Source organism: Paenirhizobium naphthalenivorans, assembly GCF_007992095.1.
Lineage (GTDB): Bacteria > Pseudomonadota > Alphaproteobacteria > Rhizobiales > Rhizobiaceae > Allorhizobium > Allorhizobium naphthalenivorans.
This window is the reverse complement of the sequence record NZ_BJZP01000002.1, coordinates 1-14,959: the sequence shown is the minus strand read 5'-3', so window position 1 is coordinate 14,959 and position 14,959 is coordinate 1. Positions and strand designations below refer to the sequence as shown.

General features: G+C 59.5%; 20 protein-coding genes. 15 read left to right on the top strand and 5 right to left on the bottom strand.

Going from position 1 to position 14,959, the window contains the following annotated elements:
- Positions 1-133: 133 nt before the first annotated feature.
- From fliG to motA, 4 genes are all read right to left on the bottom strand, one after another.
- A complete protein-coding gene (gene fliG, locus RNA01_RS01935) occupies positions 134-1,171 on the bottom strand; it encodes a flagellar motor switch protein FliG (RefSeq protein ID WP_147178278.1) in 1,038 nt (345 codons plus the stop codon).
- Between the two features lie 29 nt (positions 1,172-1,200).
- Positions 1,201-1,809: a flagellar motor switch protein FliN gene (gene fliN / locus RNA01_RS01930; RefSeq protein ID WP_147178277.1), complete on the bottom strand. Its 609-nt coding sequence runs from the start codon at positions 1,807-1,809 to the stop codon at positions 1,201-1,203.
- Between the two features lie 64 nt (positions 1,810-1,873).
- Positions 1,874-2,827: a FliM/FliN family flagellar motor switch protein gene (locus RNA01_RS01925; RefSeq protein WP_147178276.1), complete on the bottom strand. Its 954-nt coding sequence runs from the start codon at positions 2,825-2,827 to the stop codon at positions 1,874-1,876.
- On the bottom strand, positions 2,824-3,696 hold the full coding sequence (motA, locus tag RNA01_RS01920; RefSeq protein WP_147178275.1) for a flagellar motor stator protein MotA: 873 nt from the start codon (positions 3,694-3,696) through the stop codon (positions 2,824-2,826). The genes RNA01_RS01925 and motA overlap by 4 nt, the downstream gene beginning before the upstream one ends.
- A 182-nt stretch (positions 3,697-3,878) precedes the next feature.
- On the opposite strand from motA, the gene RNA01_RS01915 reads away from it, so the two are divergent.
- From RNA01_RS01915 to RNA01_RS01900, 4 genes are read left to right on the top strand one after another with little or no spacing between them, the layout of a single operon-like run.
- Positions 3,879-4,658, top strand: coding sequence for a DUF1217 domain-containing protein (locus RNA01_RS01915; RefSeq protein ID WP_147178274.1), 780 nt, complete (start codon positions 3,879-3,881; stop codon positions 4,656-4,658).
- Complete coding sequence (flgF, locus tag RNA01_RS01910; protein ID WP_147178273.1) at positions 4,659-5,393, top strand: flagellar basal-body rod protein FlgF; 735 nt, start codon at positions 4,659-4,661, stop codon at positions 5,391-5,393.
- A 24-nt stretch (positions 5,394-5,417) separates the two neighbouring features.
- A complete protein-coding gene (gene fliI / locus RNA01_RS01905) occupies positions 5,418-6,818 on the top strand; it encodes a flagellar protein export ATPase FliI (RefSeq protein WP_147178272.1) in 1,401 nt (466 codons plus the stop codon).
- Positions 6,819-6,820: 2 nt separating this feature from the next.
- Entirely contained in the window at positions 6,821-7,384 is a 564-nt protein-coding gene (locus RNA01_RS01900) for a flagellar protein (protein ID WP_147178271.1), read from the top strand.
- Between the two features lie 30 nt (positions 7,385-7,414).
- Here RNA01_RS01900 and RNA01_RS01895 read toward each other — a convergent pair whose 3' ends face one another.
- A complete protein-coding gene (locus RNA01_RS01895; protein ID WP_147178270.1) occupies positions 7,415-8,071 on the bottom strand; it encodes a phosphoribosyltransferase in 657 nt (218 codons plus the stop codon).
- A 116-nt stretch (positions 8,072-8,187) separates the two neighbouring features.
- Here RNA01_RS01895 and flgB point away from each other — a divergent pair, with 116 nt between their 5' ends.
- The 11 genes from flgB to RNA01_RS01840 form a co-directional block, all read left to right on the top strand.
- Positions 8,188-8,580 carry a flagellar basal body rod protein FlgB gene (gene flgB / locus RNA01_RS01890; RefSeq protein WP_147178269.1) on the top strand — a complete coding sequence of 131 codons (393 nt, stop codon included), beginning with the start codon at positions 8,188-8,190 and terminating at the stop codon, positions 8,578-8,580.
- 1 nt (position 8,581) lies between these two features.
- Positions 8,582-9,004, top strand: a complete 423-nt coding sequence (gene flgC, locus RNA01_RS01885; RefSeq protein ID WP_147178268.1) for a flagellar basal body rod protein FlgC — start codon at positions 8,582-8,584, stop codon at positions 9,002-9,004.
- On the top strand, positions 9,001-9,333 hold the full coding sequence (gene fliE, locus RNA01_RS01880; RefSeq protein ID WP_147178267.1) for a flagellar hook-basal body complex protein FliE: 333 nt from the start codon (positions 9,001-9,003) through the stop codon (positions 9,331-9,333). Before flgC ends, fliE begins: the two co-directional genes overlap by 4 nt.
- A gap of 18 nt (positions 9,334-9,351) precedes the next feature.
- Positions 9,352-10,140 carry a flagellar basal-body rod protein FlgG gene (flgG, locus tag RNA01_RS01875; protein WP_147178266.1) on the top strand — a complete coding sequence of 263 codons (789 nt, stop codon included), beginning with the start codon at positions 9,352-9,354 and terminating at the stop codon, positions 10,138-10,140.
- An 18-nt stretch (positions 10,141-10,158) separates the two neighbouring features.
- The gene (gene flgA / locus RNA01_RS01870) at positions 10,159-10,641 is read left to right on the top strand and encodes a flagellar basal body P-ring formation chaperone FlgA (RefSeq protein WP_147178265.1); all 483 of its coding nucleotides are present in this window, start codon (positions 10,159-10,161) and stop codon (positions 10,639-10,641) included.
- A gap of 26 nt (positions 10,642-10,667) precedes the next feature.
- Positions 10,668-11,759 (top strand): flagellar basal body P-ring protein FlgI, encoded by a 1,092-nt coding sequence (locus RNA01_RS01865; RefSeq protein WP_371864041.1) that lies wholly within the window; start codon positions 10,668-10,670, stop codon positions 11,757-11,759.
- Between the two features lie 8 nt (positions 11,760-11,767).
- Complete coding sequence (locus tag RNA01_RS01860) at positions 11,768-12,292, top strand: MotE family protein (protein ID WP_235916368.1); 525 nt, start codon at positions 11,768-11,770, stop codon at positions 12,290-12,292.
- Positions 12,289-13,002, top strand: coding sequence for a flagellar basal body L-ring protein FlgH (flgH, locus tag RNA01_RS01855; protein WP_147178262.1), 714 nt, complete (start codon positions 12,289-12,291; stop codon positions 13,000-13,002). The genes RNA01_RS01860 and flgH overlap by 4 nt, the downstream gene beginning before the upstream one ends.
- Positions 13,003-13,041: 39 nt before the next feature.
- Positions 13,042-13,566 (top strand): flagellar basal body-associated FliL family protein, encoded by a 525-nt coding sequence (locus RNA01_RS01850; RefSeq protein WP_147178261.1) that lies wholly within the window; start codon positions 13,042-13,044, stop codon positions 13,564-13,566.
- Entirely contained in the window at positions 13,563-14,300 is a 738-nt protein-coding gene (gene fliP / locus RNA01_RS01845) for a flagellar type III secretion system pore protein FliP (protein WP_147178260.1), read from the top strand. Before RNA01_RS01850 ends, fliP begins: the two co-directional genes overlap by 4 nt.
- Before the next feature lie 341 nt (positions 14,301-14,641).
- A partial coding sequence (locus RNA01_RS01840; RefSeq protein WP_443092643.1) for a flagellin N-terminal helical domain-containing protein occupies positions 14,642-14,959 on the top strand: 318 nt, incomplete at its 3' end.

Below are 14,959 nucleotides of genomic sequence, written 5' to 3'. Positions count from 1 at the left end.
ACCACTCTATGCCTAATCCGCCGCTACGTAGCGATCGAAAAATCCCGCGATCTTCCGTTGACGCTAAACGCCCGCCGATTGGCATTCAATCGGCGGGCGCAGCAAGTCTTCGGTTTTCAACAGTCGCTCGACCCTAGGCAGCCTGCTGGTCGCCTTCGGCTTCCTTGAGCTGGATCTGGCCGGCATTGGCGAGGCGAATCGCCTCTTGGGCCACGGCGCGGCGGGCGATGGCGATTTCGCGCGGGCTGATGCCGACCGTGCCGGAGCCAAGATCCGATTCGATCATGCGGCGCGAGCGTGGGCTGATGGCGGAGAGCACGCATTCCTTGATTTCCGCCGAGGCACCGCGCAACGCCATCGTAAGGATGTCGCCGGAAATGTCGTTGAGCAGCATGACGCGGCCGCGCTGCGGCATGGCCAGCAGGTCCTCGAACAGGAAGATCTTCGGGCGAACCTTGTTGACGGCTTCCTTGTTGATCGATTCGAGCGAGGTGAGCAGGGTATCGACTTCCGGCTTCTCCAGCTCGTTCATCAACTCGGCGACCTTTGCCGAGCCCGTCGAATTGCGTTCGGCCTCGATTTCGGCGATCAGATCGTGAACCCTGTTCTCGATGATCTGTGCCGCCTTCGGGCTGACGCTCTTCAGATTGACGGTTCGGTTCATGATGTCGGCGCGTCGGCTTTCCGGCAGCTTCAGCAGCACTTTGGCGCCAAAGGATGACGGCAGCATCGACAAGATGTAGGCAACCGTCTGTGGATGTTCGCGCATGAGGAACTTGGCGATGAAATCGGGATCAGCGTCCTGCAGGCGATCCCAGATCGATGCCTCGAAAGCCTGGAAGGCGGTGCGCCGACCGAGTAGGCCGTCGACCTCTTCCGGAGTGAGGCCCTCCTCGAGAATGCTCTCGATCGCCTTGGCGTTGTCCATAAGACCTGCGCCTTCGGTGAACAGGTCCTCGAATTCGTTAACGAGTATCTGCAACTCGTCCGGTGGAATGGTCCGCAGGGTCTGAGCCGAAGCGATGATCGTCTGCAACTCTGCCTGGGTGAAATATTTCAGTAGCTTTCCGGCCACACCCTTTCCCATGGCCAGCAGCACGGCGGCTGCTTTGTCTGCCTGGGAAAGTGGCTTGCCCGTCACTGGGCCGCCGAAATCGTCAAAGTCCATCATGGTCTTTCCTCTCTGGCCCTGGGAAGGGGTCAGGACATCTTGCTACCCATCACTTCGATCAGCTTGACGCCGAAGCGCGTGTCGTCATTCTCCAGTACGGTGATCTCGCCGCGTGCGATGCGGCGGCCGTTCACCATGATCTCGACCGGTTCGCCGATCTTCTTGTCGAGCGCGATGATGGCGCCTTCCTCGAGGTTCATCAGACCGGAGACCTGCATGCGGCTCGAGCCCAGGACGATCTGGACGTCGATCGGAATGTCCATGATCAGGCCGAGATTGGCGTTGAGCGCGCTGCCCGGTTCTGCGGGAGAAGCGCTGGATGTTGTACCGAAGGACGTGTCGCCGAAGGAGGTCTCGCCAAAGGTCTCTCCGCCGCCAAAGTCGGTGGATGGGCCGCTGAGCGCTCCACCGCCGCCGAAATCGCCCCCGAAGTCCGACAGTGGATCGGATTTGACATCGCCCATGGCGAAATCGTCGCCAAGTCCACCACCGAAATCGGAGCCCACATCGGGAAGCGTTCCTTCGGCATCGTTCTTCAGGACGCCGCGCAGGTCATCGATCGCCTGGTCGAAATCGGTGTCGCTGCCGGGCATCGCCAGCGCGTCGTCTTCAAGATTGGGGGTCTTCTTCGTAGCCATGAAATGATTATTCCCGTTGAAACTTGCCTCAACCTGCCGTGCCGCCACAGCAGGTCGGGTCGGCTTAGCCCATCAAATGTTTCAGTATCTCGTCTTCGCTGCTGACATTGTCCTTGACGCGCACCGTATAGTGCTCGCCGGCACGCCCGAATTCGCAGCGGTACATGTCCTTGCCGTTGGCGCTCACGTCGACCATGACATCGCTCTTGTCCCGGAAGGGGATGACATCGCCCGCGACGAGGCGGGAAATGGTGTTCAGCGTCAGCGTTTGCAGACGGACCCTGGCTTCGAGTGTGATCTGGGAGCGGCGCACCTGCTCAGCGATCTGCTCTGCCCATTCCTTCTTGTTGCGTGACATTTGGTTCTTTGATCTCGGCACCGTCACCACTGTCTTCAACAGCGCTTTTTGTGGCACGATAAGATAGAATTCCGAAGACACCGTTCCGAGATCGATGCGCATCTTGATGGCTGCTGCGAATTCGTCGACGTGGTCGGTCTCCGGCTTGCCGCGATCCTCCGCATTGTGAGGTTTCTCGATCAGCGGTTCGAAGCCGCCGGCCGCATTGACGCCAGAGCGCAGAACATTGGCGATCTTGTCGAAAACCATGGAGGAAAGGTCGAGCTCAATGCGCGACAGTGGCCTGTGAATGGGCTCCTCGATCGTCTCGGGAAGAGCGCCCAGCAGGTTCTCCATCAAGGTGATGACGAAGCTGTTGTCGCAGGCGAGAATGAAGTGCGGGGACCAGTTGCGCAATTGCGTGTCGGCCAGCACGACATTGTCGCCGAGTCCCGCGACGAGCTCGCTCATCAGGCCGGTCTCGTGGCCGGAATATGCGACTTCGATCGTCAACCCGGTTTCGCTGTGGAATATGTCCGGCAGAAATTCAGTATAAAGGTCACAGAAATCCGAGCAGAGCTTGGCGATGGTTGCCTTGTCACCCAGTGCGCCTGTCAGGCGGGCAAGGAGCGCGCGGTCCATGGCGGGGTCGGATTTGGTCTTGAGTTCGGTCATCGTCATGCCGCCTTGTTCTCACCGCCCGGGTTCATCATTTCCTGTTCAACGGCGTCGATCGACGGACGCTCGTAGGCGGAAATGGTTTTGCGTCCGTATTCGAGCGCGACCTGCGGAACGGAGCCATTCATGTAGGCGAGCAGGGTCTGTTTGACGATGATGTAAAGACGATGCTGTTTCGTGCGGACGACCTTGATCTGGGAGATCAGCGGGTTGCAGACCGAGTAGGACAGGAAGATGCCGAGCATGGTGCCGACGAGTGCCGCGCCGATCAGGCCGCCGAGAACCTCCGGCGATTCGTTGATCTTGCCCATCGCCTTGATAACGCCGAGAACGGCCGCCACGATACCGATCGCCGGGAAGGAATCGCCCATGGCCGTGATCGCGTGATAAGGCTTCATCTTGTCGTAGAGGATCGTATTGATTTCCTCGTCCATCAGCGCCTCGATTTCGTGGCTACGGGCATTGCCGATAATGATGAGGCGGACGTAGTCGCAGATGAATGACCTCAGTTCCTGGTTCTTCAGAACCGAAGGAGCCGCTTGGAAGATCGTCGATTCATCGGGATTGTCGATATGGGCTTCGATCTCGTTACGCGATTTCGTTCTCAGGTCGCGCATCAGCGAATAGAGCACACCGAGTACATCAAGATAAGCCCGTTCCTTGGGAACCGAGTGCTTGAAGGCTTCGGCGAGCGCCTTGCCTGAGTCTTTTACGACCTTCATCGGGTTGGCCATGATGAAGCCGCCGAGGCCAGCCCCGCCGATGATCATGAGCTCGAAAGGCTGCACAAGCACGTTGAGGTGGCCGCCCATAGCCATGAACCCGCCGAGGATACAGCCGAGGGTGATCACAAATCCGATGATGATATTCATTTTGTGCCCGAACCTAAACGTTGTTTATCACGTCAAGGGTTACGGACCTTGCCTTGCGTGAGGCTGAACCCCGCGCCTTTACGACTCGTGAACCTACAGACAGCTTCGCGCAAGCCTTTTGCCGCATGAAGAGCGATAACGGACGCATTTTCCGATTGTCCATATCGAAAGGCGCAACGACCGTGACGACGACTTACACGAGCTACCGACAGATTACGCAGAACATCGACAAATCGATCGAGCGCGTCGCCAAGGAACCGGAGGTGGCGCGCGAAACCGAATACTATTTGTCGAAGATCGGCGACATCAAGTCCGTCGACGAATTCATGGCCGATACCCGTCTTTATAATTACGCGCTGAAAGCGCACGGACTGGAGGACATGGCCTATGCCAAGGCCTTTATCCGCAAGGTCCTGACGGAAGGCGTCTCAAGTGACAAGGCGTTCGCCAACCAGTTGACCGACAGTCGTTATGCCAATCTTGCCACCTCCCTTAACTTTGAGGCTCAGGGCGCAGCCGCGACCTCCTTCGACAAGGCTCAACAGGGCGTGGTCGACCTCTACATGCACGAGGCGCTGGAGCAGGAGGCCGGAAACGACAATACCGGCGTTCGTCTCGCGCTCTATTTCGAGCGCAATAGCTCGAAGATTACTTCCGCTATGGACATTCTCGCCGACGATGCGCTCTCCCAGGTGGTTCGCACCGCGTTGCAGCTGCCAGACGAATTCGCTGCATCGGACATTGACCAGCAGGCGAGTTACCTCAAGCGGGTGCTCGATATCGAGGACTTCCAGGACCCCGAGAAGACCGGCAAGTTCCTGGAGCGTTTCACCGCGATGTGGGAAATTGGAAACCCCTCGGACAACTACGATCCGCTTGCGGTCTTCGGATCCTCGTCAGGTCACGGTATTTCGCCGGACCTTCTCATCTCTATTAATTCTCTAAAGCTCGGAGGCAGCTAAGTGCAATCCGGATTATACGTCTCGCTTTCCTCGCAGATGGCGCTCGAACGCCGCCTGACCACGATTGCCGACAACATGGCCAACGTGAACACCGTTGGCTTCCGTGCCACGGACGTCAAGTTTGACCAAGTGCTGAGTAAGACGCAGAACGACATCAACGCGAAGATCGCCTTCGTCAATCAGGGTAACGACTACCTGTCGACCAGGAACGGCGAACTCTCGCAGACCGGCAACACGCTTGATTTCGCAGTCAAGGGAGATGCCTGGTTCGCCATCAATACGCCGGTTGGCCAGGTGCTGACCCGTGATGGTCGTTTCACCATGAAGGAAACCGGCGAACTGGTCTCCGTGCAAGGCTATCCGGTTCTCGATGCCGGTGGCGCTCCGATCCAACTGAACCGCGCCGGTGGTCCGCCAACAGTTGGCGCAGACGGCAAGATCGTTCAGGATGACCGTCAGGTGGCGACTATCGGCCTCTTCTCAGCCGACATTACCAAGGGTTTCGTTCGCTTCGAAAACAGCGGGGTTTCCATGGTGGACCAGCCGAAACCGGTCGTGGATAACGCCGAGGTAGCCATCATGCAGGGTTACCTGGAGAATTCTAATGTCAACGGCATCGGCGAGATGACCCAGCTCATACAGGTTAATCGCGCGTTCGAAAGCATAAGCTCGCTGATGCGTGACAGCGAAAGCTCCCTCAGTGACGCGATCAAGGTTCTAGGCGGCTCCAGCTGATCCTGAACGTCCATTCCTCAAGACATGGCGGAAGAGATGTCCCAGATGCCTGCGCTGTCCCCCAAGTTGACCCAGATGGCCGGGCTTGCCGCCCGCTATGCCAATCCGGATTATTCCGTCACTCATGGCGGCCATGTCCGCACGATCGCCGCTGGCCACTATACGGTGTCGGGATTGTCACGCCATTTGCGCCTCGGTGAATTCGTCGCCCACCGCAGCCGCTCCGGCATCCATCTTGGAGAGGTCGTCCGGGTCGAGCCGGACCTCGCCTATGTCTGCCCGATCGAGCCGGGTGAACCGATCGGCATCCATGATGTGGTGATCCGCAAGGGTGCCTTCCGTATCGCTCCCGATGACAGCTGGTGTGGTCGCACCATTGATGCACTCGGTGATCCGATTGACGGTGGCCCCCCCTTGCATCCGGGTGCGGTCCGTCGCTCTATCTCCAACAGCGCTCCTCCTTCGATGACGCGTCGCCGCGTTGAGCAGGGCTTTCGCACCGGCGTGCGCGCAATCGATCTCTTTTCACCGCTCTGCCTTGGCCAGCGTCTCGGCATCTTCGCCGGCTCCGGCGTCGGCAAGTCGACGCTTCTGTCGATGCTGGCGCGCGCCGACGCCTTTGACAAAGTAGTCATTTCGTTGGTTGGCGAGCGTGGCCGTGAGGTGCGCGAATTCATCGAGGATACACTCGGTCCGAACATGGCCAAGTCCGTTGCGGTGGTGGCGACCAGCGACGAGAGCCCGATGTTGCGCAAGATGGCGCCATTGACCGCCATGACCATTGCCGAACACTTCCGCGACCGCGGCGAAAATGTCCTCTTTATTGTCGATAGCGTCACCCGCTTTGCCCATGCAATCCGCGAAGTGGCGACCGCCGCCGGTGAGCCGCCGATCGCGCGCGGCTATCCAGCCTCCGTCTTCACCGAGCTGCCGCGCCTGCTCGAGCGTGCCGGCCCTGGAGAGGAAGGCACCGGAACGATCACAGCCATCATCTCGATCCTCGTCGATGGCGACAATCACAACGACCCGATTGCCGATTCGACCCGCGGCATTCTCGATGGTCACATCGTGCTTGACCGCAGTCTCGCAGACGAGGGCCGTTATCCGCCGATCAATCCGCTTTCCTCGATCTCGCGACTGGCGCGCAAGGCCTGGACCGGAGAGCAGGAGAAGCTGGTTTCGCGGCTGAAGACGTTGATCCATCGCTTTGAGGAGACCCGGGACCTACGCCTCATCGGTGGCTATCGACCGGGGACCGATGCGGACCTCGACATGGCGATCAAACAGGTGCCGGTGATCTATGAAGTCCTGAAACAGACGCCCGGCGAAAAGCCGGCAGCCGATGCCTATGCAGACCTGGCGAATGCGTTGAAAGCTGCGCAAGGCGGTAATCAGCCGGCCGGGGCTGGAAGAACGAGAGGGTGACCGTGACCGATTTCGACGCCGACGAACCAGTAGCGCCGCTGAAGCCGAAGCCGCGCCGCCGCACATCCATAACCGATCGCGTGCTCGGCGCGACCGGAGTGGCGCTCGCATGCGCGGCCGCCTTCTTCCCGTGGTATGTCTTTTTCAACGAAGAAAAGTTCGGTGTGCGTGTCGCCGACTGGGAGCGCACCCGCGACCTCCCAGAGGGACCAGGCCGCAACGTCTTCAGCGTTTCTCCCCTGGCCATGGTCGACAACGACAACAAGAGCAGCGGGGAAACGACCGGGACTTCGGTCGATCCGCTGGTTACAGCCACAGTCTCCAAGCTTGGTGTGGAGAAGCCCGGGGCTGCGGACATGCCCGAGGCCCAACCCTTCCCGGGGCGAAGCGGTTTCCGCCTCCTGCATGTTGCCAATGGCCGAGCCCTCATCGAGGACACTTCTGGCATGTATATGGTCCGCGTGGGCTCTATCCTGCCGGACAACAGCCGCGTCGCCACGCTTGAGCAGCGCGACGGTAAATGGGTGATCGTCACCTCGACCGGTGAAGTCTACAAGAACAATTGATCGACAAAAGCGAAAAGGGCGCCGTGAGGTTCACGGCGACTTCAGCGCGGCTTCCGCCGCATCAAGCGCGGCGATCACGTCCGAGTCAGTCAGTTGCGGAAAATGCCGATAGCTGAAGCCGATCGCGCCAAGCGCGCTCAGGCTTTCAAGCACAACGATCTCATCGACTTCGTCTCTGAGCATGTCCAGCGCTTCCTCCGAGGCGACGGGCACGGCCAGAACGATTCTGGCCGGGTTCCTCGCCTTTAGCCCCTTGATGGCGGCCCTGACGGTCGCTCCGGTGGCAATCCCGTCGTCGACGACGATCGCAACCCGACCTGCCAGCGGAACCGGGCGACGCCCGCCGAGATAGAGTGCCTCACGCCTATGGATCTCAGCGAGTTCCTCAGTCGCGGCAGCGTCGAAAGTCGCCTGATCGACCGCCGAAAAGCCGATCACGCTTTCGTTCCGCACGGTGATCGGTTGATCACCGTCGATGATCGCTCCCATGGCGAGTTCGGGTTGGGTAGGCAGGCCAATCTTACGCACGAGCAGCAAGGTCATTGGCGCGCCGAGGTGGCGGGCGATAGGCAGCGCCACGTCGACACCGCCTCTGGGCAGGGCGATGACCACCACATCCTGTCCGCGAAACCTTTCCAGAGTGGCGGCGAGCCGCTCTCCGGCATCGATTCGATCTTTGAATGCCATGGCTGGTTTCGGCCTCCTCTTGCATTCTCAAGGCGAAATTCCCGGCTGCCGCTTCCGTAAGTCCCACGCAAGTTTACCGCTCTAGGTTCGAGACAGAAAATGGCGGAGAAAAGTCCATGCAACCCATCCAGCTTTTCGAACTGGCTGCTAGGCAGGCCGAGTGGCTATCTGTACGTCAGGAGGTCGTGGCGAGCAATATTGCGAACGCCAACACTCCGAAATACCTGGCCAAGGATATAACCCCTTTCAGCGCCGTATTGGACACCACGACCACGGCGCAGATGGCGCGGACCAATCCCAATCACATGGCGTTGAACGATCTCAGCGACGACGACATTGAGATCAAGGAATCGGAGCTGAACGACGAAATCGGCATGCAGGAGTCGGGCAATTCGGTTTCGATCGCCGAGGAGCTGACCAAGACCGGTGAAATCAAGCGACAGCACGAGCTCAATACGAACCTCGTTGCTTCCTTCCATCGCATGATGCTGATGACGGTGAAGAGATAAAATGACAGATCCATTGAGTGCAGCCCTTAAGATCGCCGGCAGCGGACTGGAAGCCCAGTCCACCCGCCTGCGCATCGTTTCGGAGAACATCGCCAATGCGCGTTCGACCGGAGACACCCCCGGCGCGGATCCCTACCGCCGCAAGACGGTGACCTTCGGGAGTGAACTCGACCGCGTCAGCGGTACGGATGTGGTCAAGGTCAAATCGATCGGTGTCGACGATTCCGACTATATCGAGGAATACGAGCCGGGCCACCCGGCCGCCGACGAGAACGGTGTCGTCAAGATGCCGAACGTCAACATCCTGATCGAGATGGGCGATATGCGGGAAGCCAATCGCACCTATGAAGCCAATCTCCAGACCATCAAGCAGACCCGTGAGCTGCTGTCCCAGACCATTTCTCTCCTGAAGGCCTCGCAATGATTGATCAAATCCAGAATCTGGGCTCGCTCTCCAAGGTCTCCGGCCTCGGCACCACCGACGCGGCGTCGTCCACGACCACGACAGTCGGCGCCACCCCCGGCAGCATGACGGGCATGAGCTTTGCCAGCGTCCTCGGCGATATGGCGAACTCGACTGTGAACAACCTCAAGCAGGCGGAAGCCGCCTCCTTCGATGGCATCACAGGCAAAGTCAGCACGCGCGAAGTCGTCGATGCGGTGATGGCGGCGGAACAGTCGCTGCAAACGGCGATTGCCCTGCGCGACAAGATCGTCTCGGCCTATCTCGAAATTACCAAGATGCAGATCTAGCGGATTAAGGACTGACACATGAGAGCGCTCGCCATTGCAGCCACCGGCATGGATGCCCAGCAGACCAATCTTGAGGTCATTGCCAACAACATCGCCAATATCAACACGACGGGTTACAAGCGAGCCCGTGCCGAGTTTACCGATCTGCTCTACCAGACCGAGCGCGCTCAGGGCGTTGCCAACCGTGCCAACCAGGCGATTGTTCCTGAAGGTGCGAACATCGGTCTCGGCGTACAGACCGCTGCCGTGCGCAACATCCACACCCAGGGTGAACTCGCCCAGACCTCGAACGAACTCGATCTGGCTCTCGTCGGTCGTGGTTGGTTCCAGATCGAATCTGCGGACGGCACGACGCAATACAGCCGCTCCGGCGCTTTCAACACCAATGCTGATGGTCAGTTGGTGACGATTGACGGCTATGCCGTGGTTCCGGCCATCACCATCCCCTCGGACGCCAGCGAAGTCGTCGTCTCACGGACGGGGCAGGTGCAGGTTCGCATCGGCAACAGCTCGGACTATACGGATGTCGGCCAGCTGACGATCGCCAACTTCGCCAACGAGGCCGGTCTGAAGCCGCTAGGCGACAACCTGTTCGCCGAAACCGCCGCATCAGGCGAGGCGATCGTGGCGGCTCCGGAAGATCCGGGCTTCGCCTATATCAAGCAGGGGTACCTCGAATCGTCGAATGTCGATTCCGTAAAGGAGATCACCGACATGATCTCGGCCCAGCGCGCCTATGAAATGAACTCTAAGGTCATCCAGACCGCCGACGAAATGGCTCAGATCGTCAGCAAGAATCTGAAGTAAGCACGGAGGCAGGCAAACATGACGTTTCGCCGGATCGCGAGTTATCTGGTAAGCACGGGAACCGCATTGGCCGTCGGCGCTGCCCTGTGGGCCGCGCCGGGCGCAGCCTGTGCGGAGGGTTTTGCGGTCGTCGCGACCCAGACGATCTACCCCGGCGAAACCGTGTCGGCCGCGCAGCTCAAAGAGGTAGAGGTCACCAATCCGAACCTCGCGGGCGGCTATGCAAAGTCGATCTCGGAGGTCGACGGCATGGTCTCCAAGCGCACGCTGCTTCCTGGGCGTACCATTCCCGTCGCCAGCCTCAGGCCACCCTACGCGATCAACCGCGGCGCCAATATCCGGCTGACCTTCACGCTTGGCAATATGACGATCTCCGCCTCGGGCACGCCGCTCTCCGACGCCTTGGTCGGAGATGTCATCAAAGTCCGCAATCTCGATTCTGGTGTCATCGTCACCGGGACCGTGCTGGCGGACGGAACAGTACAGGTGATGGCGAAATGAAGAGTTTCCGTTTCCCCGGCTTCGCGATGCTTGTTCTCGCCGCATTGCTTTGGCCCGAAGTCGGCGCGCAAGCCGCTGGGTCGCGCATCAAGGACATCGCCTCGCTCCAGGCCGGCCGGGACAACCAGCTTATCGGCTATGGCCTGATCGTTGGCCTGCAGGGCTCTGGCGACAGTCTGCGTTCGTCGCCGTTTACCGACCAGTCGATGCGCGCCATGCTGCAAAACCTCGGCATCTCGACGCAGGGCGGTCAGTCCAATGCCAAAAACGTCGCCGCCGTCATGGTGACCGCGACACTGCCACCCTTTTCCAGTCCTGGCAGCCGGATCGACGCGACTGTCAGCTCGCTCGGCGACGCGACCTCGCTGCGCGGCGGCACCCTAGTCATGACCTCGCTCACCGGCGCAGACGGCCAGATCTATGCCGTTGCACAAGGCTCGGTGATTGTCTCCGGCTTCAATGCTCAGGGGCAGGCGTCCAATCTTCAGGAGGGCATCACAACGTCCGGCCGCGTGCCGAATGGCGCGATCATCGAGCGTGAGTTGCCCTCGAAGTTCAAGGATTCCGTCAATCTCGTTCTGCAGTTGCGCAATCCGGACTTTACCACGTCGATCCGCATTGCCGATACGGTCAATGCTTTCGCTCGTGCGGCTTTCGGCGCGCCGATCGCCGAGGCGCGCGACAGTCAGGAAGTGATCGTGGAGAAGCCGCGCACGGCCGATCTCGCCCGTCTGATGGCTGATATCGAAAACCTCACGGTCGAGACGGATTCACCGGCCAAGGTGGTGATCAACGAGCGCACTGGAACGATCGTCATCGGGGCCGAGGTTCGTGTGTCGAAGGTCGCCGTCAGCTATGGAACACTTACTGTGCAGGTCACCGAGACACCGCAGATCATTCAGCCGCAGCCCTTCTCCAAGGGTGAGACAGCAGTCCAGCTACAGACCGATATCGTGGCTCAGAAGGCCGGCGGCAAGGTCGCTATGGTCGAGGGGCCGGACCTGCGCACACTCGTCAGTGGCCTCAACAATATCGGCGTGAAGCCCGACGGCATCATCGCTATCCTGCAAGGCATCAAGTCTGCCGGCGCCCTGCAAGCGGAGCTAGTACTGCAATGAAGCCCAGCATGACCTCATCGATCTTCTCATCCCGCATACGCGGCTTGGCCTTGGTTATCGGCGTGGCGCTTCTGCCGTTGGCATCAGGCAGCGCCCAGGAGCAGAAGCCGGCGCCCAACAGTGCGACGCAGGCCGAGATCCAGCAGTTCTGCACCAATATTGCCGAACCGGCGCGCGACCAGCGCTACCTCTTGCAGAAGCAGGAGTTAGAGAAGCTCCAGGCCGACGTCGATCAGCGCATCGCCGTGCTTGAGCAGCGCCGCGGAGAATACGAGGACTGGCTCACCCGCCGCAATGAATTCATGAAGCAGGCGGAAGACAATCTCGTCGAGATTTACAAGAAGATGAAGGCGGATGCTGCTGCGCCGCAGTTGCAAGAGATCAATCCGATTCTTGCGGCCGCGATCATCATGAAACTGCCGGCACGCCAGTCGAGCCTCATCCTCAGCGAGATGGAGGCCGGCAAGGCGGCCATGGTTGCGGCCATCATGTCGAGTGCCGCCGACCCGAACACTTCGAAGGACCCGTCATGATCAAGCGTTCCCCGGCTCTGCTGGCCGTGCTCCTGCTCGCCGGATGCGAGAGCCAGACCCTGAAGGAAATCGGCAACGCTCCTTCCATGAGCCCGATTGGCAGCGGCCTTCGTTACAGCCAGACACCGCAGATGGCGCTCTATCCGAAGCAGCCGCGCGCGGTCGCCAGCGGATATTCGTTGTGGAGCGACAGTCAGGCGGCCTTGTTCAAGGATGCACGTGCGCTCAATGTCGGCGACATTCTGACGGTCAACATCCAGATCAACGACAAGGCCTCGTTCGCCAATGCGACTGACCGCAGCCGCACCAATTCAAGCGGTATGAACTGGTCCACAGCTGCTAATCTGTTCGGTTACAAGCCGCCGGTCACTACCGGCGATCTTAGCTCGGGCTCGGACACCAGCACCGCTGGCAAGGGAACGATCGCACGTTCGGAAAAACTGACGCTGCTCGTCGCGGCTGTCGTCACCGGCATCCTCGAGAATGGCAATCTCCTGATCAGCGGTTCGCAGGAAGTGCGCGTCAATCATGAGATCCGTATTCTCAATGTTGCCGGTATCGTGCGCCCGCAGGATGTCGATGCCGACAACACGATCTCCTACGAGCGGATCGCCGAGGCACGTATTTCCTATGGCGGCCGCGGCCGCTTGACGGAAGTACAGCAGCCACCAGTCGGGCAGCAGGTCGTCGACCTCTTCTCACCGATTTGACGCGCGCAACCCGGCAAGCTGTAAGGAACGGCAGGACATATGGAACAGGTCGAAGGCACCGAGCCAAAGAAGAAGTCGGGGACCGTGATGCTGATCGCCGCGATCGCCATTCTGACGGTCGTCGGCGGAGCAGGGGGCTGGGTGATTGGCACCTTGATCTCGCCGAAGATCCAGGCAGTCGAGGACCAGAACAAGGCTGCCGCGGCCGAGAAGGCGGCTGCGGCGGGCGGCCATGGCGAGGCCAAGAAGGAGGAGGGGTTGCCGCATATCGCCACCGAGGCGAACGGCATCGTTCAGCTTGAGCCGATCACCACCAACCTCGCCTATCCCTCAGAGAACTGGATACGGCTCGAAGTGGCACTGATGTTCAACGGTGCTCCGGACGTGAAAATCGCCGAGGATATCCATCAGGACATCCTCGCCTATCTCCGGACCGTGTCTTTGCAGCAGATCGAGGGGGCACGCGGCTTCCAGTATCTGAAGGACGATATTCAGGAGCGTGTTGACCTTCGCTCTGAAGGGCGCGTATCGAAGGTAATGTTCAGGACTTTTGTAATCGAATGATTCGGTTCTTCCTTCTTGCCGCCGTTATGATGATGGTGCCGGGTCTGGCTGTTGCCCAGCAACTGCCAACGAGTCTCTTCAATGCTCCGATCGACGGTTCCGTCGCGGCTTGGATCATTCGCACGTTCGGCCTTTTGACCGTTTTGTCGGTCGCGCCCGGTATCCTCATCATGGTCACGAGCTTTCCGCGCTTCGTGATCGCGTTCTCGATCCTGCGGTCCGGCATGGGGCTTTCCTCGACGCCATCCAACATGATCCTCACCAGTCTGGCGTTGTTCATGACCTTCTATGTCATGGCACCGACCATGGACCGGGCCTGGACAGACGGTGTGCAGCCGCTTCTTGAAAACCGCATGACCGAGGCGCAGGCGGTCCAGTCAATCGCCGAGCCCTTCCGCGGCTTCATGACGGCCAATACCCGCGACAAGGACTTGAAGCTCTTTGTGGATCTCGCCAAAGAGCGTGGCCAGAATGCGATCGTTGACGAAAAGGTCGATTATCGAGTGCTGGTGCCTGCCTTCATGCTGTCGGAGATCCGCCGTGGCTTCGAGATTGGCTTTCTGATTGTCCTGCCCTTTCTCGTCATCGATATGATCGTTGCCACGATTACCATGGCGATGGGTATGATGATGCTGCCGCCGACCTCCATCTCTCTGCCGTTCAAGATCCTGTTCTTCGTACTCATCGACGGCTGGAATCTTCTTGTCGGCAGCCTTGTGCGCTCGTTCTCCTGATCTGCGCCTGCAGTCGCAGTGAGAGGGTAGCCAACGGCTACGCGATCTCGTTTCGGCACGCAGTGATTAACCATCCTGCGTCTGGCTTCTGTCCGAATCGTGGAATATATTTAATTAAATCAATGTGTTGATGGAATTTAGTGCTTTTCGCCAGATTTCTGCTCCGAAAACGTTTTTTTAACCATTTGCCTTCAGGCGACGTTAAAGTCCGTATTGTTTCTTAGGCGTCAGAGGCGGATTAATTTAACGCACCAATTAATTGACATGACGTCGACCACCTCTGCCGGTTCGAAAACCCGGCATGTCCCTCTCTCGTATTCAGTTTCCAAGGGGACACTCCAATGACTAGCATCATGACCAACTCGGCCGCTACGGCCGCTCTCGATACCCTCCGTTCGATCAACTCGAGCCTCGACAAGACGCAGAACCGCATTTCCTCCGGCTACCGCGTTGATTCGGCTTCGGACAACGCCGCCTACTGGTCGATCGCCACTACCATGCGTTCGGACAACAAGGCTCTCTCGGCTGTCTCCGACGCCCTGGGCCTCGGCGCTGCCAAGACCGACACCGCCTACACCGGCATGGAAGCCGCGATCGACGTTGTCACCGAGATCAAGGCTAAGCTCGTTGCCGCTCGCGAACCGGGTGTCGACAAGGAC